This is a genomic window from Virgisporangium ochraceum (assembly GCF_016863655.1).
GTDB classification, from domain to species: domain Bacteria; phylum Actinomycetota; class Actinomycetes; order Mycobacteriales; family Micromonosporaceae; genus Virgisporangium; species Virgisporangium ochraceum.
Map to the genome: position 1 here is coordinate 12,141 of NZ_BOPH01000117.1, position 25,990 is coordinate 38,130.

Consider the following 25,990-nt stretch of genomic DNA (forward strand, 5'->3'; position numbering starts at 1 on the left):
TCTCCTCCACGGGCGGTCAGCCCAGGCCGGTCACCAGGGTGCGCACGGCCGCGACCACCGCGTCCGGTCGGATGTCGGTGAGGCACGGGTGGTCCGGGACGGGGCACACGGTGGCACGGGTGCCCCGGCAGGGCGCGGTGGCCGTGCCGAGGCGGACGAGCGGCACCCGGTACGGCGCCCACTGTCCGACGTCGACGGTCGGCGCGAACAGGCTCACCACCGGCGTGCGTACGGCGGCGGCGAGGTGCGCCGGTCCGGTGTTGCCGACGACCACGCAGTCCGCGCCGGCGAACACGGCCGCCAGCTCCGGCCACGAGGTGCGTCCGCCGAGGTCGCGGGCGCCCGGCAGGCAGACGTCCGCGGTGAGGTCGCGTTCGTCCGGCCCACCGGTGACGACGACCCGGAAGCCGGCGTCGAGCAGTGCCGCCACGAACTCCCGGCAGCGCCGGGGCGGGCACGCCCGCGCCGGTACCGAGGCGCCGGGATGCACGATGACGTAGCCCCGGTCGCCCCACGCGGGTCCACAGTGGACGGACAGCGCCGGTTCGCCGTCGAGCGGGTAGCCCGCGGCGGCCGCCAGGGACAGCGCGCGTTCCGCCTCCGGCACGCCCGTCGGCACGTGGTGGCGCACGTCGAGCAGCGAGCCCGGGTAGTCGTCGCTGATCGCGCTGATCCGCCGCACCCCGGCGAGCCGCAGCAGCAGGGCCAGCGGCAGCGCCGACTGGTGGAACGAGGTGAACACGACCGCCTCGTCGACCTCCGCGGAAGCCAGCTCGGCGCCGAGCCGGGCGACATCGGCGCGCGTCACGGGTGCGGGCTCCGGCTCGATCCACGGCAGCTCGTGCTCGAGCACCGCGTCGACGCCGGGCAGCAGCGCGGCGACGCCGCGGCCGCGCGGTCCACACAGGAGGGTCACCCGGCGGGCGCGGTGCGCGACGGCCCGGATCGCCGGCCCGGTGAGCAGCAGGTCGCCGGCGGAGTCGCTGCGGACCACGAGCACGTGCCCGCCGCCGGCGGCGGCCACCGGGTCCTCGACGAACAGGCGGTGCCGGCGCAGCACGAGGTCGACCGCGTCCGGCAAGGAGTCGGCGACCGCCGGCGCCTCGGCCAGCTCCTCCGGCCGGGTCGCCGGGTTCGGCACCAGCACGGCCGTCGCGCCGGCGGCGAGCGCCGCGCGGACGTCGCCGCCGATGTCGCCGATCACCACGCAGCGCTCCGGCGTGGTGCCGAGGTCGTGCGCCGCCGTGCACACCAGGCCCGGCGCGGGTTTGCGGCAGCCGCAGCCGGCACCGTCGTCGTGCGGGCACACCCGCCACGTGTCGAACGGGCCGAGCAGCTCCTCCACCCGGGCGTTGACCCGGGCCAGGTCGTGCTCGTCGAACAGCCCGCGGGCCAGGCCCGACTGGTTGCTCACCACGCCGAGCCGCAGCCCGGCCGCGCGCAGCCGGTCGAGCGCCGCGCGGGCGCCGGGAACCGGGCGGACCTTGTCCGGGTCGCCGTTGTAGGGCACGTCCTCGATGAGCGTGCCGTCACGGTCGACGAGGACGGCGTCGTAGATCATCGGTGCCGCCACCAGCCCCGGCACCAGTGGGCAACCGCCACCGGCGGGATCAGCGCGCTGGTCACCAGCATCGTGGTCACCTCGCGGGCCGTGCGCGGACCGGGCGCGATGCGGGTCCACGCGAACCCGGCGGTGCCGGACGCCCACACCGCGAGCGCCACCGGCCGCAGCCGCCGCGACACCAGCGCGGTCACCGCCGCGGCGGTGACCAGCGCGTGCCGGCCGCGGCGGCCCGGCGGCAGGTCGAGGACCGTGCGCCAGCGTGGCCCGTAGAGGTGACGCAGGAGCGCGTCGTCGGCGTTGCCGCGTTGGACCCGCACGCTGACCCACGGCGACTCCGGGCGCACCGGGTGCGTCACCCGCCGCCGGCCGCGCACCAGCCGCCAGCCGGCCAGCCGCACCCGGTGGGCGAGGTCGGTGTCCTCCCGGTAGGCGGCGGGGAACCGCTCGTCGAAGCCGCCGACGTCGGCGAGCGCCTTCGCGCGGTAGGCCATGTCGGCGGTCAGCCAGTTCCCGTCGGCGAGGCCCGCGGTGCTCCGCTCCCAGTCGGTGGGGCGGCGGTCGGCCGGCAGCGGCACCGTGATCCGGCCCTGGACCCCGCCGACGTCGTCGGGAACGTCGAGGTCGGCGACGAGCGTCTCCAGCCAGTCCGGGTCGGGCACCACGTCGTCGTCGACGAACACCACCCAGGGGTGGCGGGCCGCGCGCCAGCCGAAGTTGCGCGCCTGCGCCGGTCCCATATGGGGTACCACGACCACCTCGACCTCGACGGACGCCGCTGCCGTCTGCGCGGCCAGGACATCCAGCAGGCTCTGCAGGCTCGGCCGGCCGAGGGTCGGCACCACCACCGTGATCACCCGCCCACCGCCCGGCGGTGGACGGCGAACGGGCCGAGCGCGAGCAGGTCGATCGGCGCGGACCCGAACAGCTCCAGGGCCTCGCGCGGCGTGTCGACGATCGGGCGGCCGGCGGTGTTGAGCGACGTGTTGACCACCACCGGCAGCCCGGTGCGCCGCTCGAACTCGGCGAGCAGGTCGGCAACCAGCGGCTCGTCGGCGCGGTCGACGGTCTGGATGCGCGCCGTGCCGTCAACATGGACGACAGCCGGGATGCGGTCACGCCACCCGGGCCGGACCTTGTGCACGAACAGCATGTACGGGCTGGGCACCACGCCCTCGAAGATCTCGGCCGCCCGCTCGAGGCGCACCATCGGCGCGACCGGCCGGAACTGCTCGCGGCCCTTGACGTCGTTGAGCCGGGCGGTGATCCGCTTCTCCCCCGGGTGCGCCAGCAGCGACCGGTGGCCCAGCGCCCGCGGCCCGTACTCGGCGCGGCCCTGGAACCACGCCACGAGGCCGCCGTCGGCCAGCACCCCCGCGGCGGTCGCCGCGATGCTCTCCGGCCTCTCGTACGGCACCGCGGCGCGGTCGAGCTCGGCCCGCAGCTCGGCGTCGGTGAAGCCGCGACCGAGGTCGGCGCCCGGCATCGGGGCGGCCGGGGCACCCGCGGACGCGGCCACGTGCAGGGCCGCGCCCAGCGCCGTGCCGGAGTCGCCGGCGGCGGGCTGCACGAGGACGTCGCGGAACGGGCCGGTCGCGGCGAGGCGGGCGTTGGCGACGCAGTTCAGCGCGACTCCCCCGGCCATCGTCAGCGTGGGCGGTCCGCCGGCGGCGTCGTGCAGCCAGGCGGCGAGGTCGCAGACGACCTCCTCCAGCCGGGCCTGGACGCTCGCGGCGAGGTCGGCGTGCTCATCGGTCAGCTCACCGTCCCGGGCCTTCGCGTACCGCTCCCAGTCGATGGGTGCGACCACGAAGCCGCCGTCGCTGGTGGCGAACACCTGCTCGCGCAGTTCGGGAAGGTGCACCGGCCGGCCGTAGGAGGCCAGCGCCATCACCTTGTACTCGTCGCTGGAGTGCATGAACCCGAGGTGGCGGGTCAGACCCTCGTACAGCAGGCCGAGGGAGTGCGGAAGCTCCTGCGCCGCGAGCACGTCGAGCTGGTCGCCGCGGTAGACCCCGGACAGGTGGCTGGCCGTCTCGCCGCGTCCGTCGAGCACGAGGACCGCGCGGGGTCCGCCGTCGTGCGGCAGCGCCAACGCGGCCGACGCGGCGTGCGCGACGTGGTGCGGCACGAACCGCACCAGCTCCGGGTCGAGCCCCGGCAGCGCCTCGGCCAGGAACCGCGGCGCCCGCCGGGCGTAGTCCTGGCGCAGCCAGTCCCACGGGTCGGCGAGGCCGAGGTCGGTGGCCGGACGGCACCGGTGCGGGTCGAACGAGTAGGCGACCGCGTCGAGGTCGCCCGGTTCGAGGCCGGCTTCGGCCAGGCACCAGGCCGCCGACTGCTCGGGCAGCTCCCAGGCCGAGAACGCCACCGGCCGCTTGCCGTGCTTGCGCCGGCTGAAGCGCTCCTCCTCGGCGGCGGCCACGATGCGCCCGTCGACGACGAGTGCCGCGGCGGGGTCGTGGAAGATCGCGTTGATTCCCAATACCCTCACGGCGCGGTCCCTTCCCGGGAGAACCGCTTCTACGCCGCCAGATCAACGACTTCCGATATGTCGGAGTTTCAGATCACTGCCGCGGGTCCGCTCCAACCCGCGGCCCCCGCACCCTCACCCGCGCCCCCAAACCGCGCCCCCAAACCGTGCCCCCAAACCGTGCCGCCCGCACCACCGCCCGCACCACCGCCCGCACCACCGCCCGCACCCTCACCCCCGCGCCCAACCCGCGCCGCCCCACACCCCACCCGCCGCCCGCCCGCGCCCCTTTCCGCGCCGATCTTGCAGTTGTGGCCCCCGATATGTCCGACATCACGCGAAATAGGGGAGGCCACAACTGCAAGATCGGCGAGCACGAGACCGCCCGCGGGCAGGAGGACGCGGCAGGCAGGAGGACGCGGCGGGGCGGTGGGCGCGCAGCCGGGAGGGCGGGAGGGTGGGGTCAGCCCTCCACTCCGGTCGATGTGTGGGCCGATCCCACCGGCTTGGACTCGGGTGACCCGCGTTGGCGCAGGTAGATCGACAGCACCGCCATCGATGCCACGGCGAGGAACTCCGACTGCCAGTTCTGCAGCGTGCGGTTCCAGAAGTCCGGCTCCACCAGGTACCCGGCCCACGACACCGGTTCCTGCCGCTCGCTCAGCTGCCGCTCGTTGAACGCGCTGACCCCGGCCACCGACTGGGCCAGCCACGACAGCACGAAGATCCCGCCCATCACCAGGCCGAGCGAGTTCGACAGCAGCACCCGCCGCAGCCCGTCGGCCTTCGCCCATGCCGGCGAGTCGTCCTTCGCGTACGGGCCGACCTTCTGCCGCTCGTCGGACTCCAGGCCGGTCTCGTCGAGCTTCTTCGACTCGGGCGAGCCCTTCTGCACCAGCCAGACCGTGAGCATGATGAACAGGAAGAACTGCAGGTACTCCGACTGCCAGTTCTCGGCCACGTCGACCATGAAGTCGGCCGATGTGAGGTAGCGACCCATCGACACCGGCCCGAGGCCGTCGGCCACCTGCTGGTCGTTGAACACCGCGTGGCCCGCCACCGCCTGGCCGAGCAGGGTGAACAGGAACAGCAGCCCGAAGACCAGCCCGAGCGAGTTCTCCCGCAGGAACCGCCGCGTCATCGGTGCATCAGCCCGATCACGATCGCGTAGGTCAGCCCGGCGCCGACGACGGTCAGGCACAGCACGAACAGGGCACGCATGTCAGCCTCCGTCCACCGCGCAGTCGTAGGGGCGCTCGCCGCGCGGCTCGCAGCCGGCCGCGTCGATGCGCCAGCCACCGGGGAACATCGCGAGGAAGACGGCCTGTGGTCCCAGCCGGACCCGGGCCCACTGGCCGTAGACGTCGGTGTCGGTCGCCGGCGCCGGTGCGGGCAGGTCCTCGTCGAGCACGGCGTCGGCGCAGGGCTCGCCGGAGGTGTCCTCCAGCCGGGTCACGGCGTCGGGGGTCAGGGCGCCGCACGCAGCGGCGCCGTCACCGTCGGTCACCGCCGTCAGAAAGGCCTCGGTGACCCGCACAGCGGCCGATTCCCGCTCCGACAAGGACCCGCAGCCCGCGAGGACGAGGCAGACGGCCACGACCACGGTCACGGTGCGCATACGTCGCATCCTGCCACCGGTCTCCGGATCACGCAGCGCGGTCGGTGGTGTGTCACCGCCGCGGCTGGGTAGGGGTGGCCCATGGTCACCAGGGTCAGATCGGCGGCGGTCCGGATCGGGGTGGTCGACACGCTGCGGTGCGCGATCGGTGTCCTGGTGCCGATGCTGGCACAGGGGGTCATCCGGCGCCGGCCGCGGATCGTGCGGCTCGCGCAGCGCTTCGACCTCGACCGGCGCGGTGCCGAACTCCTGCACCGGTTGCGCTACCGCCACGGGTCGGGGCCGCTGCGGCTGGCGGTGCCGGGCCGGTCGGTGGCCGTCGTTCTCGACGCCGCCGACGCCGAGCGGCTGCTGACCGGTTCGCCGGACCCGTTCGCACCGGCCACCACCGAGAAGGTGGCGGCGCTGCGCCACTTCCAGCCGCACGGCGTGCTCGCGTCGCGCGGCCCGGCCCGTGCCGTGCGCCGGGCGGCGAACGAGCGCGCCCTCGACGCCGGACGGGCGATGCACCACGCCGCCGACGCGATCGTGACGAAGATCCGCGACGAGGTCGCCGCCCTCGACGGCGACGCCCTCGACTGGCCGTGCTTCGCCCCGACGTTCGACCGGATCATCCGGCGCGTCGTCCTGGGCGACGCGGCCCGCGGCGACACCGACCTGACCTCGGAGCTGAACCACCTCCGGAGCGCGGCGAACTGGGCCTACCTGCGCCCCCGCGACGAGCGCCGCCGGGCCCGGTTCCAGAACCGCGTCGACGGTTACGTGGCCCGCGCGGATCCGGAGAGTCTCGCGGGCGCACTCCCCCGCGATCCGGCGTCCGACCCGGCCGGGCAGGTACCGCACTGGCTGTTCGCGTTCGACGCGGCCGGCATCACCGCGTTCCGGGCGCTCGCGCTGCTGGGCTCCGACCCGGCCCGCCGCGCGCGGGCCGCCGCCGACGCCGGGCCCCTGCTGCCGTACGTGCGGGCCTGCGTGCTCGACACCGTTCGGCTGTGGCCGACGACGCTCGTCGTGCTCCGGGAGAGCACCCGCGACACCGACTGGGGCGGCACGCTCCTGCGGCGCGGCACCACGTTCGTCATTCCCAGCGCGTTCCACCACCGCGACCCGACCGCCACCCCGCACGCCGACGAGTTCGTGCCGGAGGAGTGGACCGGCGCCGACGTCCATCCGCGGAGGTCGGTGTTCCCGTTCAGCGCCGGCCCGGCCGTGTGCCCCGGCCGCGACGTGGTGCTGCTGACCGTGAGCACGGTGGTCTCCGCGGTGCTGCGACGGTTTCCGGACCTGCGCGCGGTCGACCCGCTCCGGCCGCCGCTGCCGGGCACGCTCGACCACACGAGCCTGAGGATGGTGTGGCATGGCTGACCGCATCGCCGACCCGTGGGGCGAGCGCACCCCGTACGCACCGGGTGAGGAGTGGCCGTCGCGCGTGGACCTGCACCTCGCCGACGGTCTCAGCGAGTCCGATGTGGACAGGTGGGTGCCGACCGCGTCGATCCTGCACTCCAACGGCGACGCGATGGACATCGCCGTCCACAATGGACGGATCGTCGGCGTGCGTGGCCGGCCCGACGACCGGGTCAACCGCGGCCGGCTCGACCCGAAGGACCTGTACGGCTGGCAGGCCAACAACAGCGCCGACCGGCTGACGCGGCCCCTGGTCCGCGACGGTGACCGGCTGGTGGAGTCCGACTGGGACACCGCGATGGACCGCGTCGTCACCCGCTCGCGTGAGCTGCTCGACGGGCCCGGTGGCTGGGGGCGGTTCGGGTTCTACACGTCCGGTCAGCTGTTCCTCGAGGACTACTACACGCTCGGCGTCATCGGCAAGGCCGGCATCGGCACGCCGCACATGGACGGCAACACCCGGCTGTGCACCGCCACCTCCGCGGCCGCGTTGAAGGCGACGTTCGGCACCGACGGGCAGCCCGGCTCGTACACCGACGTCGACCACTGCGACGCGATCGCGTTGTGGGGGCACAATGTCGCCGAGACGCAGACCGTGCTGTGGATGCGCATGCTCGACCGCCGCCACGGCGCGGACCCGCCGGCGATGCTGGCCGTCGACCCGCGTCCCACGCCGGTGGCCCGTGAGGCCGACGTGCACCTGGCCGTGCGTCCCGGAACGAACCTGGCCCTGGTGAACGGGCTGCTGCGCGAGATCGTGCACCGCGGCTGGGTCGACGGGAGCTTCGTGGCCGCGCACACCCGCGGCTTCGACGACCTGTGCGCGGTCGTCGACGCCTACCCGGTCGACCGCGTCGCCGACCTCTGCGACGTGAAAGCCGCCGACGTGACGCGGGCCGCCGAACTCCTGGGCACCTCGCAACGGCTGCTGTCGACCGTGCTGCAGGGGTTCTACCAGTCGAACCAGGCGACCGCGGCGGCGTGCGCGGTCAACAACCTGCACCTGCTCCGCGCGATGATCGGCCGGCCCGGCGCGGGCGTGCTGCAGATGAACGGCCAGCCGACCGCGCAGAACACCCGCGAGACCGGCGCCGACGGCGACCTGCCCGGGCTGCGCAACTGGAGCAACCGCGCGCACATCGAGGACCTGGCGCGGATCTGGAACGTCGACCCGCTGGTGATCCCCGACTGGGCGCCGCCGACCCACGCGATGCAGATCTGGCGCTACGCCGAGCAGGGCTCCATCCGTCTACTGTGGATCTCCGCGACGAACCCGGCGGTGTCGCTGCCGGACCTCGCCCGGATCCGGCGCATCCTGTCGCGGCCGGACCTGTTCGTCGTGGTGCAGGACATCTTCCTGACCGAGACCGCGCGGTTCGCCGACGTCGTGCTGCCCGCCGCGACGTGGGGAGAGAAGACCGGCACGTTCACCAACGCCGACCGCACCGTGCACCTGAGCGAGAAGGCGGTCGATCCGCCGGGCCAGGCCCGCGCCGACCTCGACATCTTCCTCGACTACGCCCGCCGCATGGACTTCCGCGACCGCGACGGCGGACCGCTGATCCCGTGGCGCACGCCCGAGGAGGCGTTCGAGGCGTGGAAGCGGTGCGCGGCCGGCCGCCCGTGCGACTACACCGGGATCACCTACGAACGGCTGCGCGGGCCGAGCGGCATCCAATGGGGCGGCGAGCGCCTCTACACCGACGCCCGCTTCAACACCGACCCCGATTTCTGCGAGACGTACGGGCAGGACCTCGCCACGGGCGCGGAGCACAGCGTGGAGGAGTACCTGGCGACCCGGCCGGAGCGGCGGGCCTTCCTGCACGCCGCCGACTACCACCCCTCGCCCGAGGTCCCCGACGACGAGTACCCGCTGATGCTCACCACCGGCCGCACCGTGTACCAGTTCCACACCCGCACGAAGACCGGCCGCGCACCGGAGCTCGTCGCCGCCGCGCCCGACGCGTGGGTCGAGCTGCACCCGTCCGACGCGTCGGAGCACGGCATCGGCGACGGCGACCTCGTCGCGGTCACCTCGCCGCGCGGGACGGTGCGGGTGCGCGCCCGGCTCACCGGCATCCGGCGGGGCACCGTGTTCGTCCCGTTCCACTATGGACGGCACGCGGCCAACGAGCTCACCGTCACCGCGTGGGACCCGGTCTCCAAACAGCCGATCTTCAAGGTGACCGCCGTCTCCGTCGCCGCCGTCGCTCCGGCGAAGGAGGGCTGACCCGTGCACCTCGCCCACTACCTCGGCCTGCTGCACCGGTCACAGACCGAGCTAGCCCGCGCGTTCCGCGAGATCGCCGACGCGCACGGCGACGAGCCCGACGTCGCCATCACCTGCCAGCGGCTCGCCGAGGAGTGCGAGGGCGACGCCGGGCGGCTGCGTCCGTTCGCCGACCGCTACTCCGAGGACGCGCCCGACGAACCCGAACGCCTGCACTCCGACCTGTTCCGCGGCACCCGGTCCGGTGGTCTGGGCCTGCTGCGCGACCTGCACGACCTGTACCTGATGGCCGCCGAGTGCGACATCTGCTGGACGGTCGTCGGGCAGGCCGCCGCCGGCGCCCGCGACAAGGATCTCCTCGACACGGTGACCGGCGGGGAGAAGCACGCGGCCGGGCAGCTGCGGTGGCTGCGCACCCGGATGAAGCAGGCCGCGCCGCAGGCGTTGGTGGTCGCGGAATGACGGTTGGCCGGCCGTACACCGGGTAGGTCCCGTCGATCCGCACACGCGATCCGAAGGAGTGTCCATGACCGCCACCGATCTCGACGTCGTCGACGTGCTGACCGCCGACCACCGCGACGTCACCGGCCTCATCGGCGAGATCCGCGCCGCCACCGACCCGACGGTGCGCCGCGACATCACCGACATGATGATCAGCGAGCTCGTGCGGCACGCCGTGGCCGAGGAGATGTACGTCTATCCGGCCATGCGCAAGTACCTGCCCGACGGCGAGAAGTCCGTCGAGCACGACGTCGAGGAACACAAGGACATCGAGAAGACCCTGAAGCGGCTGGAGTCGGCCGACGTCTCCAGCGCGGAGTTCGCCGGCGACCTCGACCGCCTGGAGGAGCTGCTCGCCGACCACGTCCAGGACGAGGAGGGCGACCAGTTCCCCGAGCTGCGCCAGCGGATCCCGCACGACGAGCTGGTGGAGCTGGCGCGCAAGGTCGAGACCGCGAAGAAGCTCGCGCCGACCCGGCCGCACCCGGGCGCGCCCAACAGCGAGCTGTTCCACAAGCTCGTCGGCCCCGGCGTCGGCCTGGTCGACCGCCTGCACGACAAGCTGACCGGTCGCACGACCGGCTGACCGACGCGTTACACCGGCCGATTCCGGGGTAGCGCAGCGGAGGTGCCGCCGACCCGCTGGGCCTGCGGGTCGGCGGCAGCTCCACGACCCACGAACGTGAGGAGTGCACCGTGTCCGAGGACAAGCAGGCCGAGGAGCCGCAGCAGCGCCCACCGGGCACCACCGCGGCGATGCGCCGCAAGCCCGACCACGGCGAGGACTCCTACCGCGGCAGCGGACGCCTCACCGGTCGCCGGGCCGTGATCACCGGCGCCGACAGCGGGATCGGGCGCGCCACGGCGATCGCGTTCGCCCGCGAGGGCGCCGACGTGGTCATCTCCTACCTGAACGAGCACGACGACGCCCGCGACACCGCGAAGCACGTCGAGGAGGCCGGACGCCGGGCGGTGCTCGTCGCCGGCGACCTGCGCGACGCGGCGAACTGCCGCGCCCTCGTCGACACCGCGGTCGCCGAGCTCGGCGGCATCGACGTGCTCGTCAACAACGCCGCCTACCAGATGACCCACGAGACCGTCGAGGAGATCACCGACGACGAGTGGCAGCACACGTTCGATGTCAACATCACCGCGATGTTCCGCATCGTGAAGGCCGCGCTGCCGCACCTCGGCGCGGGCGCGTCGATCATCAACACCAGCTCGATCAACACGGATCAACCCAAGCCGACCCTGCTGCCCTACGCGACCACGAAGGGCGCCATCGCGAACTTCACCGCCGGCCTGGCGCAGATGCTCGGCGAGCGCGGCATCCGGGTCAACGCGGTCGCGCCGGGTCCCATCTGGACGCCGTTGATCCCGTCGACGATGCCGCCGGAGCAGGTCGAGGAGTTCGGGAAGAACACGCCGCTGGGACGGGCGGGTGAGCCGAAGGAGGTGGCGCCCGTGTACGTCCTGCTCGCCTCCGACGAGGCCAGCTACATCTCGGGCGCGGTCGTCCCGGTGACCGGCGGCAAGCCGATCCTCTAAGGCTTCCGCTTCGACAGCAGGAAGTCGAGCACGGCCGGAGTGAACGCCGCGTTGAGGTTCGGCGTGTGGATGCCGTTCTGGATCGTCCAGGTGCGGACCATCGTGCCGTCGCGGCAGGTGGTCGCCGCGTCGCGCACGGTGGTCTCCGCACCGGGCAGATCCTCGATGACGTCGATCGCGGGCGCGTCGACGCCCGGACCGTCGCATCCGTTGAGCCGCACCCAGTCGGCGGCCGTGCGCTCGGCCGACGGGTACAGCCGCTGCGCGAGGTTCCCGCCGGCGAACGCGATCGTCTTGTCGGCGGTGCTGTGTATCGCCAGGACGCTCACCGGGAACGCGGCCCGGCACCGGGTGATGTCGTTCCAGGTCGCCCCGTTGAGGGTGGCGATCGCGGTGACCGTGCCGGCGTGGTCGCACGCCATCCGGAACGACATGAACGCGCCGTTCGAGTGGCCGATCAGGTAGATCCGTCCCGCGTCGACGCGGTACCGCGCCCGGACCGTGTCGATGACCTCGCGCAGGTACGCCGAGTCGTCCACGCCCGCGCCGTACAGATCGCAGCAGGCGTCGGTCGCGTTCCAGAACCGGTTCTTCTGCGTGTCGACCGTGCCGTCGGGGTGGACGTAGATGAACCCGCGTCGGTCGGACTCCGGTGTCAGGCGGAAGTACCGCTCCTGCAGGTCGCCGCTCGCGGTGTAGCCGTGCAGGAGGACCACCAGCGGCAGGTCCGTCTGCCCGTCGTAGGCCGGCGGCAGATGGACGCTCACCGGCCGGTCGCCGACCGCCAGCGTGTCGTTGCCCCCGGTCGGCCGTGACGCGGCCGGCCCGTCGTCGCGCCCCATCCAGACGATCGCGACCACGACCGCCGCGACGAGCACCGCCGCCGCCACCCAGGCCGCGACCCACTCCTTCGCCGACGTCCCGCGCCCCGGAGCCACCCGGTCACCATACAAGCGATGCGAGCCCTGTTCACGCCTGACGTAGGCTGTCGCCCGCGGACGCGCAGTGGAACGGGGGAGCGCCGATGGACGACAACACGCCGACGCACGGCCCACAGGGTGGTGGCGCCCCGCCGCCCCTTCCCTGGCAGCAGGCCGCCCCGCCGGCGCCCTGGGCCCCGCAGGCCCAGCCGCAGCAGGCCCCGCCGGCACCCTGGGATCCGCAGGCCCAGCCACCGCACGGCCCGGCGCCGGGCTACCCGGCGCAGGCCGCCCCGCCGCAGGCGTACCCCGCCCAGGCCGCTCCCCCGCACGCCGCCCCACCGCCGGGCGTGTACCCGCCGCAGCCGTTCCCGCCGGCTCACCCGGCGGTTCACGCGCCGGCCGCGTACCCGTCGCCGTCGCCCGTGCCGCCGCCGCCCCGGTTTCCGCCGTCGCCGCCCCGGCGCCGGTGGGTGCCGATCGTCGCGGGTGCCCTCGTGGTGCTGATCCTCGTCGCCGGGTCCGTGGTGGCCTGGCGGGTCCTCGGCGGCGACGACGGGGCCGCGCCCACCGCGAACCCGTCCGCGACCGCGGCGGCGCAGGACGCCGGTGCCCCGTCCACCCCGTCGCCGAGCCCGTCGCCGGAGGTGCCGGGCGACGAGTTCGACGGCACCTCCCTCAGCGAGCCGAAGTGGGGCATCTACGGCTCGACGTCACCCAACGGCAGCGTCTGGTCCCGCGACGCGGTGACCGTCCAGGACGGGATCCTGCGCATCACCGGAACCGGCCGCAACCCCACCGGCAGCGGCAACGTCGCCGGCGGGGTGTGCTGGTGCGGGCCCGGCGGCAACCGGACCTCGGGCGTGTGGACGGTGCGCGCCCGGTTCGACGCCGGCTCCGGGTACGGCCCGGGACTGATGCTGTGGCCCGAGTCCGACAAGGCGTCCGACGGCTTCGCCACGTTCGCCGCCGTGAACGACCCCGACCGGAAGTCCGTGCGGTCACTGGTCATGTGGGGCACCGCCGGCGCGAAGGCGGAGGCGACGCTCGCCGGCGACTTCACGCAGTGGCACGTCTACCGGGTGGAGTGGCGGCCCGGGTCGCTCAAGATGTTCGTGGACGAGCAGCTGCTCTTCGACTCGGCGACGCGCGCCGGCATGGTGGTCCCCACCACGCCGATGCACCTGGTGATCCAGGTGATGGCCGGCCCGAAGGACGGTGTGCCGGCGGCGAACGCGAGCACGCCCGACAAGGTCGTCACCGAGGTCGACTGGGTGCGTTACACGCCCTGACCCGCCCCACGGTGCCGGGTGCTGAGGACCAGCCCGGTCGACCACGCCAGCGCGACGCTGACCAGCTCCGGGTGGCCGAGCAGCGCGGCGCGCACCTCGGCCGTCTTCCGTTCGTGGTGGTCGTCGGCGTAGAACGGCGGGGTCATGTCGTCGACCAGGAGGTGACCGCCGGGCCGCAGGGCCGCGATGGTGACGTCGAGACCGGTCCACTTGCCGCCCTGCGCGTCGGCGAACACGAGGTCGAACGAGCCCTCCCCCGCGGTCACCTCGACGGCGTCGCCAACGACGAGCCGCACGTGCGGCGGCCAGGCGAGCCGCGCGGCGACCCCGGCGACGCGCGGGTCGTTGTCGACGGTGACGACCTCGACGTCGGTGCGGCCGCCGAGACCGTGGACGATCCACGCGGTGCCGACGCCCGCACCGGTGCCCAGCTCCAGGATCCGGCCACCGGCCGGTACCGCGGCGGCGAGCACCGCCAGCAGCGTTCCGGTGTCGGGCTCGCAGGACATGGTGAACCCGGCACCGCGGGCGGCGACGGTCGCCGCGGCGACCCGGTCGGGCGTCACCGCGACGCCCGTTCGCGAACGCCGGCCGGCGCCGGCGAGACGGGCGCGATCCGCGCGGCCCGCCGCCGACCCACCGCGCCGACGACGAGGTCGACCGCGAGGAACGCCACCAGGGTGACGCCGAGCATCGGCAACGCCCATCCCACCGCCACGGTCACCGGCACGCCGACCACTATCGCCCACGATGGGAGCCGTTGCCACGCCGCACGGGCCGGCGGAGCGCCCACCGGCCGCGACCGGTCGGTGCGGGTCGGCCGGCGCTGCCACCACATCCGGTAGCCCCAGGTGACGACGCACAGCAGCCCGATCGAGAGCGCGGCGAGCAGCACCTGGTTGAGCCAGCCGAACAGGTGACCCATGTGCGCCATGATCCCGAGCTTCGACAGCTTCGCCAGCACCGGCCACCCGGCGAACGCCACCCGGTCGGTCACCGCCGTGCCGGTGGCGTCGACGGCCACCGAGTCGTACGCGACCGGCCACGTGTTGTCGTCCTGTGTCACCACCCACGCGGTCCCGGGCCGCGCGGGGAGCGTCACCACGACGGTCCCATCGAGCCCGGCGCCGCGCGCGGTCGCCACCACAGCGTCGATCACCGATGGGTCGACGGCCGCCGCCTCGCCGGCGCCGCCGTGATGCCCACCGTCGGCGGCAGCGCCCGTGCCGGCAGAACCGGCGGCGCCGGTCGACACGACCGGCGCGCGCCCGTCGAGACCGTCGAGTGCCGCGCCGAAGTTCGCGCCGGCGTACCGCGACCACGTGAGACCGGTCGCGGACAGCACCAGCAGCCCGACGGCCAGCCAGATCCCGACCGCCCCGTGCCAGCCGCGGGTGCGGCGCACACCCGGGCGGGCGGTGAGGTCCGGCAGCAGCGTCCCCCGGACCCTGCCCCGACGACCGCGCTGGCGCCGCAGCCACAGCACCACGCCGCCGAGCGCGACCACCCACAGCCAGCTCGCGGCCACCTCGGAGTAATGTTCGCCGACCGCGCCGAGATGCAGGTCGCGGTGGAGAACGTCGAGCCACGTCTGCAGCGGCGTCGACCCGTAGTAGGTGACCAGCGACCCGCGCACCTCGGCGGTGTAGGGGTCGACGTAGACGGTCCGCTGGCTCTCGCCCAGGTCGGCGACGGTGAACACGACCCGCGTGTTCAGGTCGTCACCCGCCGGCAGCACCACCGAGGCGACCGACCCGTCGGGATGCGCGGCCACGGCGGCGGCGACCTGCTCCGACACCGGTGCCCGCGGTCCGCTGCCGTCGGTGGACAGCTCGCGGTCGTAGACGAGCGCGTCGAGCTGCGGCGTCAGGACGAAGGCCAGCCCGGTGAGCGCCGCCACCACGAGGAACGGTGCGACGAGGACGCCGGCGTAGAAGTGCAGCCGCAGCAGCAGCGGACCCACCGACCGGTCTTCGACCATGTCATTCCCTCTTTCCGGACTTTTCGATCACGGACGTCGGGACATTGGTCGTGTGGCGCACCGGAAAAGTTCCATCGACTTCCACCGATGAACACGTTCGGTTGCACCCATGGTGGATGATCGCTTAAACCAGACAGACGATTGTCTCCGCGTCCGGCGTGCGCAATTGTCTGGTGGGGATTACGGGCGCACCGGGTGATCCGTACCCATATGCCGATTGATCATCGATCTAGGGGGAATTGGCGATGGCTGACAACGAACAGAACGGCACCCTGCCGGAAGGCCGCCGCTCCGGAGGGTTCACCCGGCGGACGCTGTACGCGACCGGGGCCGTGGTGGCCGTCGAGGTGCTCGCGGCCCGCGCGGCGTACGGACAGTTCATCCCCAGCGAGACCCCGGCCGGCGCGGCCGTCCCGGCCAAGGCTCCGGCTCCCGGTTCATGCGCCGCGCAGCGGCTTCCGGTGCCGAAGGACTCCGTGTCGAGCATCGTCAGCGGTGGCGACCGCAGCGGCCGGTTCCTGCTGGGCCGGTCCACCGACGCGGCGGGCGCCGAGACCTCGCTCATCTGGCGCGACGGTGACCTCGTCACCACGGTGAAGGTGCCCGGCGCGAAGGGCGCGCTCACCGGCGTCAACGCCGCCGGCGACGCGGTCGCCAGCAGCCTCGACGCGAACGGCGTCAAGCAGGCCCACGTGCTGCGGGGTGGGAAGTTCACCCAGCTCACCGGCGGGGTGCAGGGCACCGCCGCGCTGGCGATCAACGACCAGGGCACGGTCGTGGGGTGGCGCAAGCCGTACGAGGAGAACCCGCAGGCCGTCGTGTGGGCGGCGGGGAAGAACAAGCCCACCGACCTGAAGTCGATCATCGGTCACGGTGGCGCCATCGCCATCGACACCGACGGCACGATCGTCGGCCTGCTGTTCTACCCGGCCGAGGCGTACTTCGGGTTCATGTGGCGGCCCGACGGCACGTCGGTGCGGCTGCCCACGGTGCGCGAGGGCGCCAACGAGCACATCCTCTGGCCCACGTCGATCGCGAACGGCATCGTCACCGGCCGCCTGGGCAACGAGGAGGGGCTGCCGGCGACGTACAACATCAAGAGCGGCGTCACCACGGTCATCAAGGAGAAGGTCGGCAAGGGCGCGGTGAACCGCGAGGGCTCGTTCGCCGGGCGCACCGCGAACGGTCTCGCCGTGGTCACCCCGAACGGCCGCACGGCGCTCGCGCTGCCGATGGGCGCCAACGCGGCGAGCGCGCAGACGCAGATCAAGACGCTGAGTGACGACGGGCTCGTCGTCGGTGGTCAGTACACCGACGAGCAGGGCAAGACCCGGGCCCTGCGCTGGTACTGCCGGTAGCATCGTGACCTGAACGTTGCACCGGCGCGCTAGGCACGGGGTACGAGCCTGGTGGGCGTCGCCCGATCATCGACACGCGGGTTGTGGTAACCATGAGTGACGTCAGGCATGACAATCGGCGTGTCAGCAGGCGGCGTCGGCGGATGGTGTTCGCCGCCGCCGCCGCGGTCGTCGCCGTGGTGCTCACGTTCAGCGCGGTCGCCTACGCGTGGGACTCGCTGCGCGAGCCCGAGTCGCCGACCCCCGGCTCGCCGGTCACGCAGCCGGCGGCGCTTCCGGAGTCGTGTGAGGTCCAGCGGTTGCCGCTGCCCGACGGGGCGGTGTCCAGCTTCGTCAGCGGCGGCGACCGCACCGGCCGGTTCCTCGTCGGCCGGTCCACCGACGCGGCGGGCGTCGAGACCGTGCTCGTCTGGCGCGACGGCGACCTCGTCACCCAGGCCCGGATGCCGGGCGCCCACGGCTCGCTCGACGACGTCAACAGCTCCGGCGACGCGATCGGCAACAGCGTCGACGAGGCCGGGGTCAACCACGCCTACCTGTTCAGGAACGGCACGTTCACCGAGCTCACGGCGCCTGAGGGCGCCACGGCCCGTGCCATCGGCGAGCAGGGCACTGTGGTCGGCGGCCGCGGACCGGACAACCAGCACAAACCGGTCGTCTGGCCGGCCGGGCAGACGGAGTCCACCGACCTGAAGACCGACATGGGCACCGGCGACGCGGTCGACGTCGATGCCGACGGCACGATCGCCGGCCTGCTGTACTACCCGATCGAGCCCCAGTTCGGGCTGGTGTGGAAGGCCGACGGCGCGCCCACCCGGCTGCCCACGGTGCCCAACGGCGTCAACCAGGCCAAGCTGCTGCCCGGGTCGATCACCAACGGGGTCATCGCCGGCCGGCTGAACGCCGCCGACGGTCCCCCCGCGACCCTCGACGTGGCCTCGGGCGCCACCACGCTGCTCACCGAGCAGGTGGGCGTCGGCGTCCCGAACAGCCGCGGCTGGTTCGCCGGGCGCGCCGGCGACGCGCTCGCGCTGGTGTCGCCCGACGGCCGGGTCCCGCTCGCGGTTCCCGCACCCGGCGAGGCCGCGCGCGCGGAGACGCTGGTCAGGACGCTCAGCGAGGACGGCGGGGTGATCGGCGGGCAGGTCGCCGACGCCGCCGGCGCCACGCAGGCCGTCCGCTGGACCTGCGGCTGACGGGAACCGCGCGGCCCCGCCATCCGTACACCGACGCGCCCACCCATCGACGCACCGTTTCGTTATCATCGATCAGCGGCATACCGTCGACGTACACGGTTTTCGATGGGTAACAGACCTGTGACGGACAGGTGGGCGCGACGGAAGGTTCCGGAGTGGGCGATCAGTGGCCGGCCAGGGGTAGCCTCCTGTCCCTGCGGTACCGCCTGAGGCAGAAGCTCGCCACCGGCGGCATGGCGGAGATCTGGCGGGCAGACGACGAGCTGCTCGGCCGCGCCGTCGCGCTGAAGCTGCCGCGGCCGCGCACCGCGGAGATCTGGCACGAGGCGTGGATCGAGGCCCGTACCACGGCCCGCCTGTCCCACCCGCACATCGCCGCCGTGCACGACTACGGCGAGGAGCAGCGTCCCGACGGCACCGTCGTGCCGTTCGTGGTGATGGAGCTGCTCGACGGCGAGTCGCTCGCTGCCCGCCTCACCCGGGGCAGGCTGGCGTGGCAGGACGCCGTGCGGATCGGCGCCGAGGTCGCCTCGGCCCTGGCGATGGCGCACGCCTCGAACGTGGTGCACCGCGACATCAAGCCGGGCAACATCATGCTGACGTCCACCGGCTCGAAGGTCCTCGACTTCGGCATCAGCGCCGCCGCCGGCACGCCCGACGACGACGAGACCGGCGCGACCTTCGGCACGCCCGCGTACGTCGCGCCGGAACGGCTCAACGGGACGCCCGCCGAGCCGGCCACCGACGTGTACGCCCTCGGCACGGTGCTGTTCGAGATGGTCTACGGCGAGCCGCCGTACCCGGTCGACACCTGGGAGGAGTTCGCCGAGGCCCGGGCCTGGGACCGGTTCGCCGCCGCCCGCGCGACCGCCCCCGACCGGCTGCCCGACGAGCTGCCGGCCTCGTTCCGCGACCTGATCGGCCGGTGCCTGTCCGACGACCCGTGGCTGCGCCCGGCGGCGTCGGAGGTCCACGAGCGGCTGTCCGCGCTGCGGCCCGTGCCGGCCCCGACCCTCGCGGGCGGGGTGGCGGTCCGCCGCCCCGTCGCGGCCGTCCGGGTCGCGATCGCCGCGTTGCTGCTGGTGGCGGCCGGCGCGGCGGTCGGGCTGGTGTCGTGGTCCCACGGCGGCGGCGGCCCGAGGACCACGCCCGACCGGGCCGGACCCGCCCCGACGACCGCCACCCCCGCCGCCGGCCCGACGCCGACCGACCCGCCCGCGGATGCCCCCACCGGTCCCCCGGCCTCGACACCGGCCACGGTGTCGCCGCCGCCACCGTCGACGGCCTCGACCGAGCCGGCGATCGGCCTGACCGAGGCCGTCGACGGCGTGATCTCCGTGGTCGAGGCCGGCCAGGCGACCGGGGAGATCCGCGACGACGTCGCCGTCGACCTGATCAACCTGCTGCGCCAGCTGCACACCGCGTCACCCGACGACGTGGGTCGTCGCGTGGCCGAGCTGCAGCAGAAGGTCCGGGCCCGCGCGGCGGAGGGAAGCCTGGACCGGGCCTACGCCAACGACCTGTGGACCAGGCTCGACCGCGTCGACCGGGCCGCCCGCGCCTGATCCCGCGCCGCTTCGCGGACGTACGGTGCGCGACCCCGACGGCGCCGAGCTCGGCACGGTGAAGGACCTGCTCGTCGACCTGGCCGAGAAGAAGGTCCGCTTCGTCAGCGTGGAGAGCGGCGGGCTGCTCGGCATCGGCGCGACCGTCTCGTTCGTGCCGGTCGAGGCGGTCGTCGACGTGGACGACGAGGTCCGCGTCGACCAGACGGCCGCCAAGGTCGCCGAGGCACCGAGTTACGACCCCGACCTGGTCGAGGCGCCGCCGATCGACTACTACGAGAGCGTCTACGGTCACTACGGCTACCCGCCGTTCTGGGGTCCCGGCTACGTGCCGCCCGGCCGGCCCATGCCCCGCGGCCTCTGGTGACGCATGCCCGGGGTTCGGCGCGCGACGCGCCGAACCCCGCCCCCGTTCAGATCCACGGATACATCTGCATGCGTTCCCCCCGGTGATGGCAAGGGCGACAGTTTCTCCCGCCCCGCTCTCGCCTCGTCCTCGTTCCGTCCTCGGTAGGGTGCTCAGCCATGGAGCACGGGCTGTCGGTCGTGTTGCTGGGGGCGGTGACGGTTCGGAAGGGGCCGGCCACCGTGCCCCTGCACGGGCCGCGCCAGCTCCGGCTGCTGGCCGCGTTGGCGCTGGACGTCGGGCACGTGGTCACCGTCGACCGGCTCATCGACGTGGTGTGGCCCCTCGATCCGCCGGTCACGGCCCGCCGGCAGGTGCAGGACCTGGTCAGCCGGCTGCGGCGTGATCTGGTCGCGGCCGGATGTCCCGGTGCCGTCGTGCGCACGGTCGAGTCCGGCTACCTGCTGGATCTTCCGGCGGAGGCCGTCGACGCCTCGGCGTTCGCGTCGAAGGTCGCGGCCGCGCGGTCGATCCGGGACCGGGACCCGCAGAGCGCCGCTCGCGAGCTGCGCGAGGCCCTGGGGTGGTGGCAGGGCGAGGCGCTGGCGGGCCTGGACTGTCCGGCGCTGGCCCCGGCGCGGGTGCGGCTGGCCGATCTCTGGCTCACCGCCTCGGAACTGCGCATGGACATCGAGCTCGGCCTCGGCCGGTACCACCAGATCCTCGACGAGCTGGCCGCGCTGGTGCAGGCGAACCCGGCGCACGAGCGATTGACGATCCACTACATGCGCTGTCTCGACCTCGCCGGTCGGCCGGCCGACGCGCTCACCGCGTTCCACGCCCTGCGCCGGCACCTCGACGACGGGTTCGGGATGCGGCCCGGTCCGGAGACCCAGAGCGTCTACGACGCGATCGCGTTCCGGCGGGCCGCGTCGCCGGCCGCACCGGCACCGCCGGCGCTGGTTCCCGCGCAGCTGCCGCCACCGCCGGGCTGCTTCGCCGGCCGCACCGCCGAGTCGGCGACGCTCACGGCGTGGGTGCGCAATCCGGACCGCCGCACGGCGGTGGTGATCGTCGGGGCGGGCGGGGTCGGCAAGACGGCGTTGGCGCTGAGCTGCTGCCACGGGCTGACCGACGACTTCCCCGACGGCCAGTTGTACGCCGACCTGCGGGGCTGGAGCGTCGGCGGCGCCGTTGACGCCGACAGCGTGCTGCGCCGCTTCCTCGGTGCGCTCGGCGTCGACCGTGACCGGGTGCCGGCCGACCCCGACGAGGCGGCCGGCCTCTACCGGTCGGTGCTGGCGCGTCGCCGGGTGCTGATCCTGCTCGACAACGCCGCCAGCGCCGCGCAGGTCCGCCCGTTGCTGCCCGCCGGCCGGTCGGTGGTCGTGGTGACCAGCCGCAACGACCTGGCCGGCCTCGTGGCCCGCGAGGGTGCCCGGGAGCTGCGCCTCGACGCGCTCGCCGGTGGCGAGGCGGTCGACCTCCTGCGCGCCGTGATCGGCGCCGGGCGGGTCGACCGCGAGCACGCGGTCGCCGTGGAGCTGGCCGGCCTGTGTTCGCACCTGCCGCTGGCGCTGCGGATCGCCGCGGCCCAGGTGGCCGCCGCTCCCGACCGGTCGCTCGCGTCGTATGTGGCGCGGCTGCGGTCGGGCGACGCACTGTCCATATTGGACCTGGACGACGGGCCCGGCAGCCTCCGCGCGATCTTCCGCGACTCGTACCTGTCGGCGCCGCCGCCGGCGCGGGCGATGTTCCGGCTCCTGGGCACGCTGCCGACGGTCGACTTCGCGACGGCGTCGACCGCCGCGGCCGCCGACCTGCCGGTCGACGCCGCGACGGACCTGCTCGACCTGCTGGTCGCCGCGCACCTGGTGCGCCGCCGCGACGGGCGGTACTCCATGCACGACCTGCTCCGGGCGTACGCCGAGGAGACCGCGCAGGCCGAGGCCGGTCCCGGCGACCGCGCCGGTGCGCTGCGCCGGCTGCTCGACCACTACCTGACGCACGCCGACGCCGCCGTGCGGTCGCTGTACCCGGGCCGCCTGCGGCTGCCGGACAAGGACTCGACCCCGGCCGCCCTCCCCGACCGGGTCACCGCGTCGGCCTGGCTCAACGACGAGTACGCGAACCTGGTCGCGGCCGTCGTCCGGGCCGCCGCCGGCGAGTTCGCCGAGTACTCGTGGCGCCTGATCGACGCGCTGCGCGGGTTCTTCCCGTCCCGGCTCGACCTGACCCAGGCGCGGGCCGCGGCCGCCGCGGCGCTGTCGGCCGCCGACCGGGCCGGCGAGCGCCACGGCGCGGTGATCGCGCACCTGTGTCTCGCCGAGATCTCCATGGAGAGCGGCGACCACCCCTCGATGGGGACGCATCTCCAGGAGTCGCTGCGCCTGGCCGAGTCGGTGGGCTGGCTCGACGCCCAGATCACCATCCACGGCAACTACGGCGCGGTGCTCGCCACGCAGCTGGAGCTGGTCGCGGCGGAGTACCACCTCGGCCGGGGCGTGGCGCTGCAGCAGGGCTACGAGCGGATGCGGCCGGCGCTGCTGACCAACCTCGGCGCGACGCTGACGCTGCTCGGCCGCTTCGACGAGGCGGCCGCGTTGAAACGGACCGCGTTGGAGATGTACCGGCGCAGCGGCGAGCGGGAGGCGCAGGCGCAGGTGCTCGGCACGCTGGCCGACATCGAGTGCCAGCGCGGGCGCGCCGACCTGGGCCGCGCCCTGGCCGAGGAGGCCGCCGGCATCCTGCGGGAGCTGGACGCGCCGCGGTCGGAGGCGGTGGTGCTGCGGACGCTCGCGATGGTCCACTCCGAGGCCGGCCGGTCCGCCGACGCGCTGGCGTGCGTGACGCGGGCGCTCGAACTGGCCGAGCTGTGCGGCAACCCGCAGCTGATCGCGACCGTGCGCACGGCTCTGGGTACGGTCCTGGTCCGCGGCGGCCGTCCGCAGGAGGCGGCCGAGCATTTCCGGCTCGCCATCGCCGTCGGCAGCCAGAGCACCTGGCGCACCGACCCGCGGCAGGGCCTCGCCACGGCCCTGCTCGCACTCGGTGACCTCGACGGCGCCCGCGACCACGCCCAGCGGGCGCTGGAGTTCGCCGACCGGGCCCGCGCGGTCGTGCTCAGCGCCGCGGCGCGGGCGACGCTGGATGCCGTCGAGGCCGAGGCGGGCGCCGTAGGCTCACCGGCATGACGAGCGAACCCGGTGCCGACGCGGCGCTGCGCCTGTTCCACGACGCCGCGCGCACCGTGCCCGCCTACCGCGCCTTCCTGGCCGCGCACGACGTCGACCCGGGGTCGGTCACCGACCTGTCGGCGGTTCCACTGTCCACAAAGGACAACTACGTGCGCCGGTACCCGCTGCCCGACCGCACCCGGGGCGGCGACCTGTCGGCCGCGGCCCACACGGTCGCGGTGTCGTCGGGCTCGTCGGGCGAGCCGACCGTCTGGCCCCGGTCCACTGTGGACGAACTGGTCGTGGCGCGGCGGTTCGGGCAGGCGATCGTCGACGGTTTCCGCGGCGGTGAGCGGCGCACGCTCGTGGTGGTCTGCTTCGCGCTGGGCAGCTGGGTCGGCGGCATGTACACGGCGGCCGCGTGCCGGCACCTGGCCGACGCGGGCCACCCGGTCACCGTCGCCACGCCGGGCAACAACGTCGACGAGATCCTGCGGGTGGTGGCGGCGCTCGGCGGTCACTTCGACCAGACGGTCCTCGCCGGGTACCCGCCGTTCGTGAAGAACGTGGTCGACGCGGGCGTGGCGCGCGGCGTCGACTGGTCGCCGTACCGCGTCAAGCTGCTCCTCGCCGGTGAGGTGTTCAGCGAGCAGTGGCGTGACCTGATGGCCGCCCGCGCCGGGATGACCGAGCCGGTCGCCGACTCCGTGTCGCTGTACGGCACCGCCGACGCCGGCGTGCTCGGCAACGAGACGCCGACGAGCGTCGCGATCCGCCGGTTCCTGGCCGACACCCCGGCCGCCGCCCGCGAACTGTTCGGCGACAGCCGCCTGCCCACGCTGGTCCAGTACGACCCGGCCGACCGCTACTTCGAGACCCACGCCGGCACGCTGCTGTTCACCAGCGACGGCGGGGTTCCCCTGCTGCGCTACCACCTCGCCGACGAGGGCGGCCTGACGTCCTATGTGGACATGCTGGCGTTCTGCCGCGACCACGGTTTCGACCCGGTTCCGCCGGCGCCGCACCGGGCCGTCGACCTGCCGTTCGTCCACGTCTTCGGCCGTTCCCTGTTCACGGTGTCGTACTTCGGTGCCAACGTGTACCCGGAGAACGTCACCGTGGCGCTGGAGGGGCCGGAGGTCAGCGCCTGGACCACCGGTCGCTTCGTCCTGCAGGTGGTGTCCGACGCCGACGAGAACCGGCACCTGTCGGTCGTCGTCGAACTGGCACCGGGAGCGACGGCCGGCCCGGACCGCGCGGCCACGGTGGCCACGGCGATCCGGGCCGCGCTGCTGCGGGTCAACAGCGAGTACGCCCACTACGTACCGGCGGCCCAGCAGACCCCGCGCGTGGTCCTGCGCCCCGCCGACGACCCGGAGTACTTCCCGGTCGGGGTCAAGCACCGCTACACCCGTCCGGCCGACGACACGGCCTGACGGCGGCCGGCCACGCCGGCCCAGCCGATCCACCGCGCGCCGACGTGCAGGGCGCTGTCCTGGCCCACGGCCCAGGCCCGGATCTGTGCCGACGTGGCGGTGGCGACGTCGGGACCGTCGGGCGGCGAGGCGAAGGAGGCGACGAGGAACAGCGGGCCGGCGACGGCGGCGGTGACCGCCGGGCCCCGGCTGATGGTGGAGGTTGTCGTCATGGCACCCATCGTGTCGACGGGTGCCGCTGCCGTCGTCGCCCGAATTGCCGAGTCGGATACATATTTGTGATGAAGCGCCGGCACGGCCGCCGGGTCGAGCCGCGACGATGCGGCGGTCCGGCGTACCGCCGCGGTGTCGCAGCAAGCCGGCCGGGGCCGCCGTGCTCGCGTACGAGATCCGGCTCGCCACCCCGGGCCGACCTACGGCAGCATGTCCGGATGGACCCTCTGGCCGCCGCCACCGCGCTCGTCCACGAACGCTTTCCCCACGCGACGTGGGCGATCCTCACGGGCAGCGTGCTCGGGCCGCACCGCACTCCCGGCTCCGATCTCGACATCGTGGTCCTCCAGGACCACGATGCCGGATACCGGGAGAGCCTGCGGTTCCGCGGCTGGCCGACCGAGCTGTTCGTGCACACCCCGCACCAGCTGGCCCGCTACCTGGAACGGGAGCTGGCCGCGCGCAAGCCCAGCACCCACCGGATGCTCGCGCAGGGCGTCACCCTGCTCGGTGACCCGGGCGACCTGCCGGCCCGGTGCGCCCGCGTCCTCGCCGACGGTCCGCCGCCGCTCACCGACGCCGAGCGCGACTGGCTCCGGTACAGCCTGACCGACGCTCTCGACGACCTGACCCACGCCGTCGACCCCGGCGAACGTGTGGTGATCGCGACCGCGCTCTGGGTCGAGAGCGCCCGCGCCGCGCTCGCCTTCGCAGGCCGGTGGCTCAGCCACGGCAAGTGGCTGCTGCGGGAGCTGCGCGAGCTCGACCCGTCCCTGGCCGCCGACTGGCTGGCCGCCCGCGACGACCCGGCGCCGTTCGCCGAACGGGTCCTCCGACCGGCCGGCGGCCCGCTGTTCGACGGCTACCGCGCGCAGGCTCCCGACGGCTAGGCCGTGCTTGGTCAGGTTCCCGGGATGCCGTGTGGCGCAACGCATTCACCGACACACGTCGCCACCGTCCACGACGCCCACCGCACCGCCGATCTTGCAGTTGTGGCCTCCCTCAAAACATGACATTTCCGCAAATGGAGGCGGCCACAATTGCAAGATCGGCGCGCGCCTCGACCCACGGCGCGCGCCTCGACCACGGCGCGACCGTGAGCGGCCCCGCCGCCACTGGCCGTCATCGCAGTCTGCCCACCAGGTCTGTGCCGGTCGCCTCGATCGTCG

General features: G+C 74.0%; 21 protein-coding genes and 1 pseudogene. 13 read left to right on the plus strand and 9 right to left on the minus strand.

Features of this window, described 5'->3' with window-relative positions; all coding sequences use genetic code 11:
• Nucleotides 1–16: 16 nt before the first annotated feature.
• The 5 genes from Voc01_RS42105 to Voc01_RS42125 all read right to left on the minus strand — a co-directional run bounded on the left by Voc01_RS42105 (nucleotide 17) and on the right by Voc01_RS42125 (nucleotide 5,652).
• A complete protein-coding gene (locus Voc01_RS42105) occupies nucleotides 17–1,561 on the minus strand; it encodes an HAD-IIIA family hydrolase (RefSeq protein ID WP_203933352.1) in 1,545 nt (514 codons plus the stop codon).
• The gene (locus tag Voc01_RS42110; RefSeq protein WP_203933331.1) at nucleotides 1,558–2,418 is read right to left on the minus strand and encodes a glycosyltransferase; all 861 of its coding nucleotides are present in this window, start codon (nucleotides 2,416–2,418) and stop codon (nucleotides 1,558–1,560) included. The genes Voc01_RS42105 and Voc01_RS42110 overlap by 4 nt, the downstream gene beginning before the upstream one ends.
• Nucleotides 2,415–4,055: a carbamoyltransferase family protein gene (locus Voc01_RS42115; protein WP_203933332.1), complete on the minus strand. Its 1,641-nt coding sequence runs from the start codon at nucleotides 4,053–4,055 to the stop codon at nucleotides 2,415–2,417. Before Voc01_RS42115 ends, Voc01_RS42110 begins: the two co-directional genes overlap by 4 nt.
• Nucleotides 4,056–4,497: 442 nt before the next feature.
• The gene (locus tag Voc01_RS42120; RefSeq protein WP_203933333.1) at nucleotides 4,498–5,175 is read right to left on the minus strand and encodes a DUF6766 family protein; all 678 of its coding nucleotides are present in this window, start codon (nucleotides 5,173–5,175) and stop codon (nucleotides 4,498–4,500) included.
• A gap of 81 nt (nucleotides 5,176–5,256) precedes the next feature.
• A complete protein-coding gene (locus tag Voc01_RS42125; protein ID WP_239160888.1) occupies nucleotides 5,257–5,652 on the minus strand; it encodes a hypothetical protein in 396 nt (131 codons plus the stop codon).
• Between the two features lie 81 nt (nucleotides 5,653–5,733).
• Between Voc01_RS42125 and Voc01_RS42130 the strand changes: the two genes are divergently transcribed.
• The 5 genes from Voc01_RS42130 to Voc01_RS42150 all read left to right on the plus strand — a co-directional run bounded on the left by Voc01_RS42130 (nucleotide 5,734) and on the right by Voc01_RS42150 (nucleotide 11,338).
• Complete coding sequence (locus Voc01_RS42130; RefSeq protein WP_203933335.1) at nucleotides 5,734–7,017, plus strand: cytochrome P450; 1,284 nt, start codon at nucleotides 5,734–5,736, stop codon at nucleotides 7,015–7,017.
• Nucleotides 7,010–9,289, plus strand: coding sequence for a molybdopterin oxidoreductase family protein (locus Voc01_RS42135; RefSeq protein ID WP_203933336.1), 2,280 nt, complete (start codon nucleotides 7,010–7,012; stop codon nucleotides 9,287–9,289). Before Voc01_RS42130 ends, Voc01_RS42135 begins: the two co-directional genes overlap by 8 nt.
• A 3-nt stretch (nucleotides 9,290–9,292) precedes the next feature.
• Nucleotides 9,293–9,751 carry a hypothetical protein gene (locus Voc01_RS42140; protein ID WP_203933337.1) on the plus strand — a complete coding sequence of 153 codons (459 nt, stop codon included), beginning with the start codon at nucleotides 9,293–9,295 and terminating at the stop codon, nucleotides 9,749–9,751.
• 64 nt (nucleotides 9,752–9,815) lie between these two features.
• Nucleotides 9,816–10,376 (plus strand): hemerythrin domain-containing protein, encoded by a 561-nt coding sequence (locus Voc01_RS42145; protein WP_203933338.1) that lies wholly within the window; start codon nucleotides 9,816–9,818, stop codon nucleotides 10,374–10,376.
• A gap of 170 nt (nucleotides 10,377–10,546) precedes the next feature.
• Nucleotides 10,547–11,338 carry a glucose 1-dehydrogenase gene (locus Voc01_RS42150; RefSeq protein ID WP_203933353.1) on the plus strand — a complete coding sequence of 264 codons (792 nt, stop codon included), beginning with the start codon at nucleotides 10,547–10,549 and terminating at the stop codon, nucleotides 11,336–11,338.
• On the opposite strand, the gene Voc01_RS42155 is transcribed toward Voc01_RS42150, so the two are convergent.
• Nucleotides 11,335–12,276, minus strand: coding sequence for a CE1 family esterase (locus Voc01_RS42155; protein WP_203933339.1), 942 nt, complete (start codon nucleotides 12,274–12,276; stop codon nucleotides 11,335–11,337). The two genes, Voc01_RS42150 and Voc01_RS42155, sit on opposite strands and share 4 nt — an antisense overlap.
• An 86-nt stretch (nucleotides 12,277–12,362) precedes the next feature.
• On the opposite strand from Voc01_RS42155, the gene Voc01_RS42160 reads away from it, so the two are divergent.
• Nucleotides 12,363–13,550 (plus strand): glycoside hydrolase family 16 protein, encoded by a 1,188-nt coding sequence (locus tag Voc01_RS42160; protein WP_203933340.1) that lies wholly within the window; start codon nucleotides 12,363–12,365, stop codon nucleotides 13,548–13,550.
• Here the strand turns inward: Voc01_RS42160 and Voc01_RS42165 are convergent.
• Both Voc01_RS42165 and Voc01_RS42170 read right to left on the minus strand, forming a co-directional pair.
• Complete coding sequence (locus Voc01_RS42165; protein ID WP_203933341.1) at nucleotides 13,538–14,116, minus strand: O-methyltransferase; 579 nt, start codon at nucleotides 14,114–14,116, stop codon at nucleotides 13,538–13,540. The genes Voc01_RS42160 and Voc01_RS42165 overlap by 13 nt on opposite strands.
• Nucleotides 14,113–15,531, minus strand: a complete 1,419-nt coding sequence (locus tag Voc01_RS42170; protein ID WP_203933342.1) for a PepSY-associated TM helix domain-containing protein — start codon at nucleotides 15,529–15,531, stop codon at nucleotides 14,113–14,115. Before Voc01_RS42170 ends, Voc01_RS42165 begins: the two co-directional genes overlap by 4 nt.
• A 245-nt stretch (nucleotides 15,532–15,776) precedes the next feature.
• On the opposite strand from Voc01_RS42170, the gene Voc01_RS42175 reads away from it, so the two are divergent.
• From Voc01_RS42175 to Voc01_RS42200, 6 genes and pseudogenes are all read left to right on the plus strand, one after another.
• Nucleotides 15,777–16,889 carry a hypothetical protein gene (locus Voc01_RS42175; RefSeq protein WP_203933343.1) on the plus strand — a complete coding sequence of 371 codons (1,113 nt, stop codon included), beginning with the start codon at nucleotides 15,777–15,779 and terminating at the stop codon, nucleotides 16,887–16,889.
• Nucleotides 16,890–17,032: 143 nt separating this feature from the next.
• Nucleotides 17,033–18,085 (plus strand): hypothetical protein, encoded by a 1,053-nt coding sequence (locus Voc01_RS42180; RefSeq protein WP_203933344.1) that lies wholly within the window; start codon nucleotides 17,033–17,035, stop codon nucleotides 18,083–18,085.
• Between the two features lie 155 nt (nucleotides 18,086–18,240).
• Nucleotides 18,241–19,650: a serine/threonine-protein kinase gene (locus Voc01_RS42185; protein WP_203933345.1), complete on the plus strand. Its 1,410-nt coding sequence runs from the start codon at nucleotides 18,241–18,243 to the stop codon at nucleotides 19,648–19,650.
• 22 nt (nucleotides 19,651–19,672) lie between these two features.
• Nucleotides 19,673–20,017 (plus strand): annotated as a pseudogene (locus Voc01_RS42190) (PRC-barrel domain-containing protein); the annotation flags it as partial.
• Between the two features lie 158 nt (nucleotides 20,018–20,175).
• Nucleotides 20,176–23,190, plus strand: a complete 3,015-nt coding sequence (locus Voc01_RS42195) for an AfsR/SARP family transcriptional regulator (protein WP_203933347.1) — start codon at nucleotides 20,176–20,178, stop codon at nucleotides 23,188–23,190.
• Nucleotides 23,187–24,608: a phenylacetate--CoA ligase family protein gene (locus tag Voc01_RS42200; protein WP_203933348.1), complete on the plus strand. Its 1,422-nt coding sequence runs from the start codon at nucleotides 23,187–23,189 to the stop codon at nucleotides 24,606–24,608. The genes Voc01_RS42195 and Voc01_RS42200 overlap by 4 nt, the downstream gene beginning before the upstream one ends.
• Here the strand turns inward: Voc01_RS42200 and Voc01_RS42205 are convergent.
• The gene (locus Voc01_RS42205) at nucleotides 24,578–24,820 is read right to left on the minus strand and encodes a hypothetical protein (protein ID WP_203933349.1); all 243 of its coding nucleotides are present in this window, start codon (nucleotides 24,818–24,820) and stop codon (nucleotides 24,578–24,580) included. The genes Voc01_RS42200 and Voc01_RS42205 overlap by 31 nt on opposite strands.
• Before the next feature lie 219 nt (nucleotides 24,821–25,039).
• On the opposite strand from Voc01_RS42205, the gene Voc01_RS42210 reads away from it, so the two are divergent.
• The gene (locus Voc01_RS42210) at nucleotides 25,040–25,711 is read left to right on the plus strand and encodes a nucleotidyltransferase family protein (RefSeq protein ID WP_203933350.1); all 672 of its coding nucleotides are present in this window, start codon (nucleotides 25,040–25,042) and stop codon (nucleotides 25,709–25,711) included.
• Nucleotides 25,712–25,990: the final 279 nt, after the last annotated feature.

Coding starts and splice junctions, on each gene's coding strand:
- Voc01_RS42105 (WP_203933352.1), bottom strand. CDS start 1,561: ATGATCTACGACGCCGTCCTCGTCGACCGTGACGGCACGCTCATCGAG.
- Voc01_RS42120 (WP_203933333.1), bottom strand. CDS start 5,175: ATGACGCGGCGGTTCCTGCGGGAGAACTCGCTCGGGCTGGTCTTCGGG.
- Voc01_RS42125 (WP_239160888.1), bottom strand. CDS start 5,652: ATGCGCACCGTGACCGTGGTCGTGGCCGTCTGCCTCGTCCTCGCGGGC.
- Voc01_RS42130 (WP_203933335.1), top strand. CDS start 5,734: ATGGTCACCAGGGTCAGATCGGCGGCGGTCCGGATCGGGGTGGTCGAC.
- Voc01_RS42135 (WP_203933336.1), top strand. CDS start 7,010: ATGGCTGACCGCATCGCCGACCCGTGGGGCGAGCGCACCCCGTACGCA.
- Voc01_RS42145 (WP_203933338.1), top strand. CDS start 9,816: ATGACCGCCACCGATCTCGACGTCGTCGACGTGCTGACCGCCGACCAC.
- Voc01_RS42150 (WP_203933353.1), top strand. CDS start 10,547: ATGCGCCGCAAGCCCGACCACGGCGAGGACTCCTACCGCGGCAGCGGA.
- Voc01_RS42160 (WP_203933340.1), top strand. CDS start 12,363: ATGGACGACAACACGCCGACGCACGGCCCACAGGGTGGTGGCGCCCCG.
- Voc01_RS42170 (WP_203933342.1), bottom strand. CDS start 15,531: ATGGTCGAAGACCGGTCGGTGGGTCCGCTGCTGCTGCGGCTGCACTTC.
- Voc01_RS42175 (WP_203933343.1), top strand. CDS start 15,777: ATGGCTGACAACGAACAGAACGGCACCCTGCCGGAAGGCCGCCGCTCC.
- Voc01_RS42180 (WP_203933344.1), top strand. CDS start 17,033: ATGGTGTTCGCCGCCGCCGCCGCGGTCGTCGCCGTGGTGCTCACGTTC.
- Voc01_RS42195 (WP_203933347.1), top strand. CDS start 20,176: ATGGAGCACGGGCTGTCGGTCGTGTTGCTGGGGGCGGTGACGGTTCGG.
- Voc01_RS42200 (WP_203933348.1), top strand. CDS start 23,187: ATGACGAGCGAACCCGGTGCCGACGCGGCGCTGCGCCTGTTCCACGAC.
- Voc01_RS42205 (WP_203933349.1), bottom strand. CDS start 24,820: ATGACGACAACCTCCACCATCAGCCGGGGCCCGGCGGTCACCGCCGCC.
- Voc01_RS42210 (WP_203933350.1), top strand. CDS start 25,040: ATGGACCCTCTGGCCGCCGCCACCGCGCTCGTCCACGAACGCTTTCCC.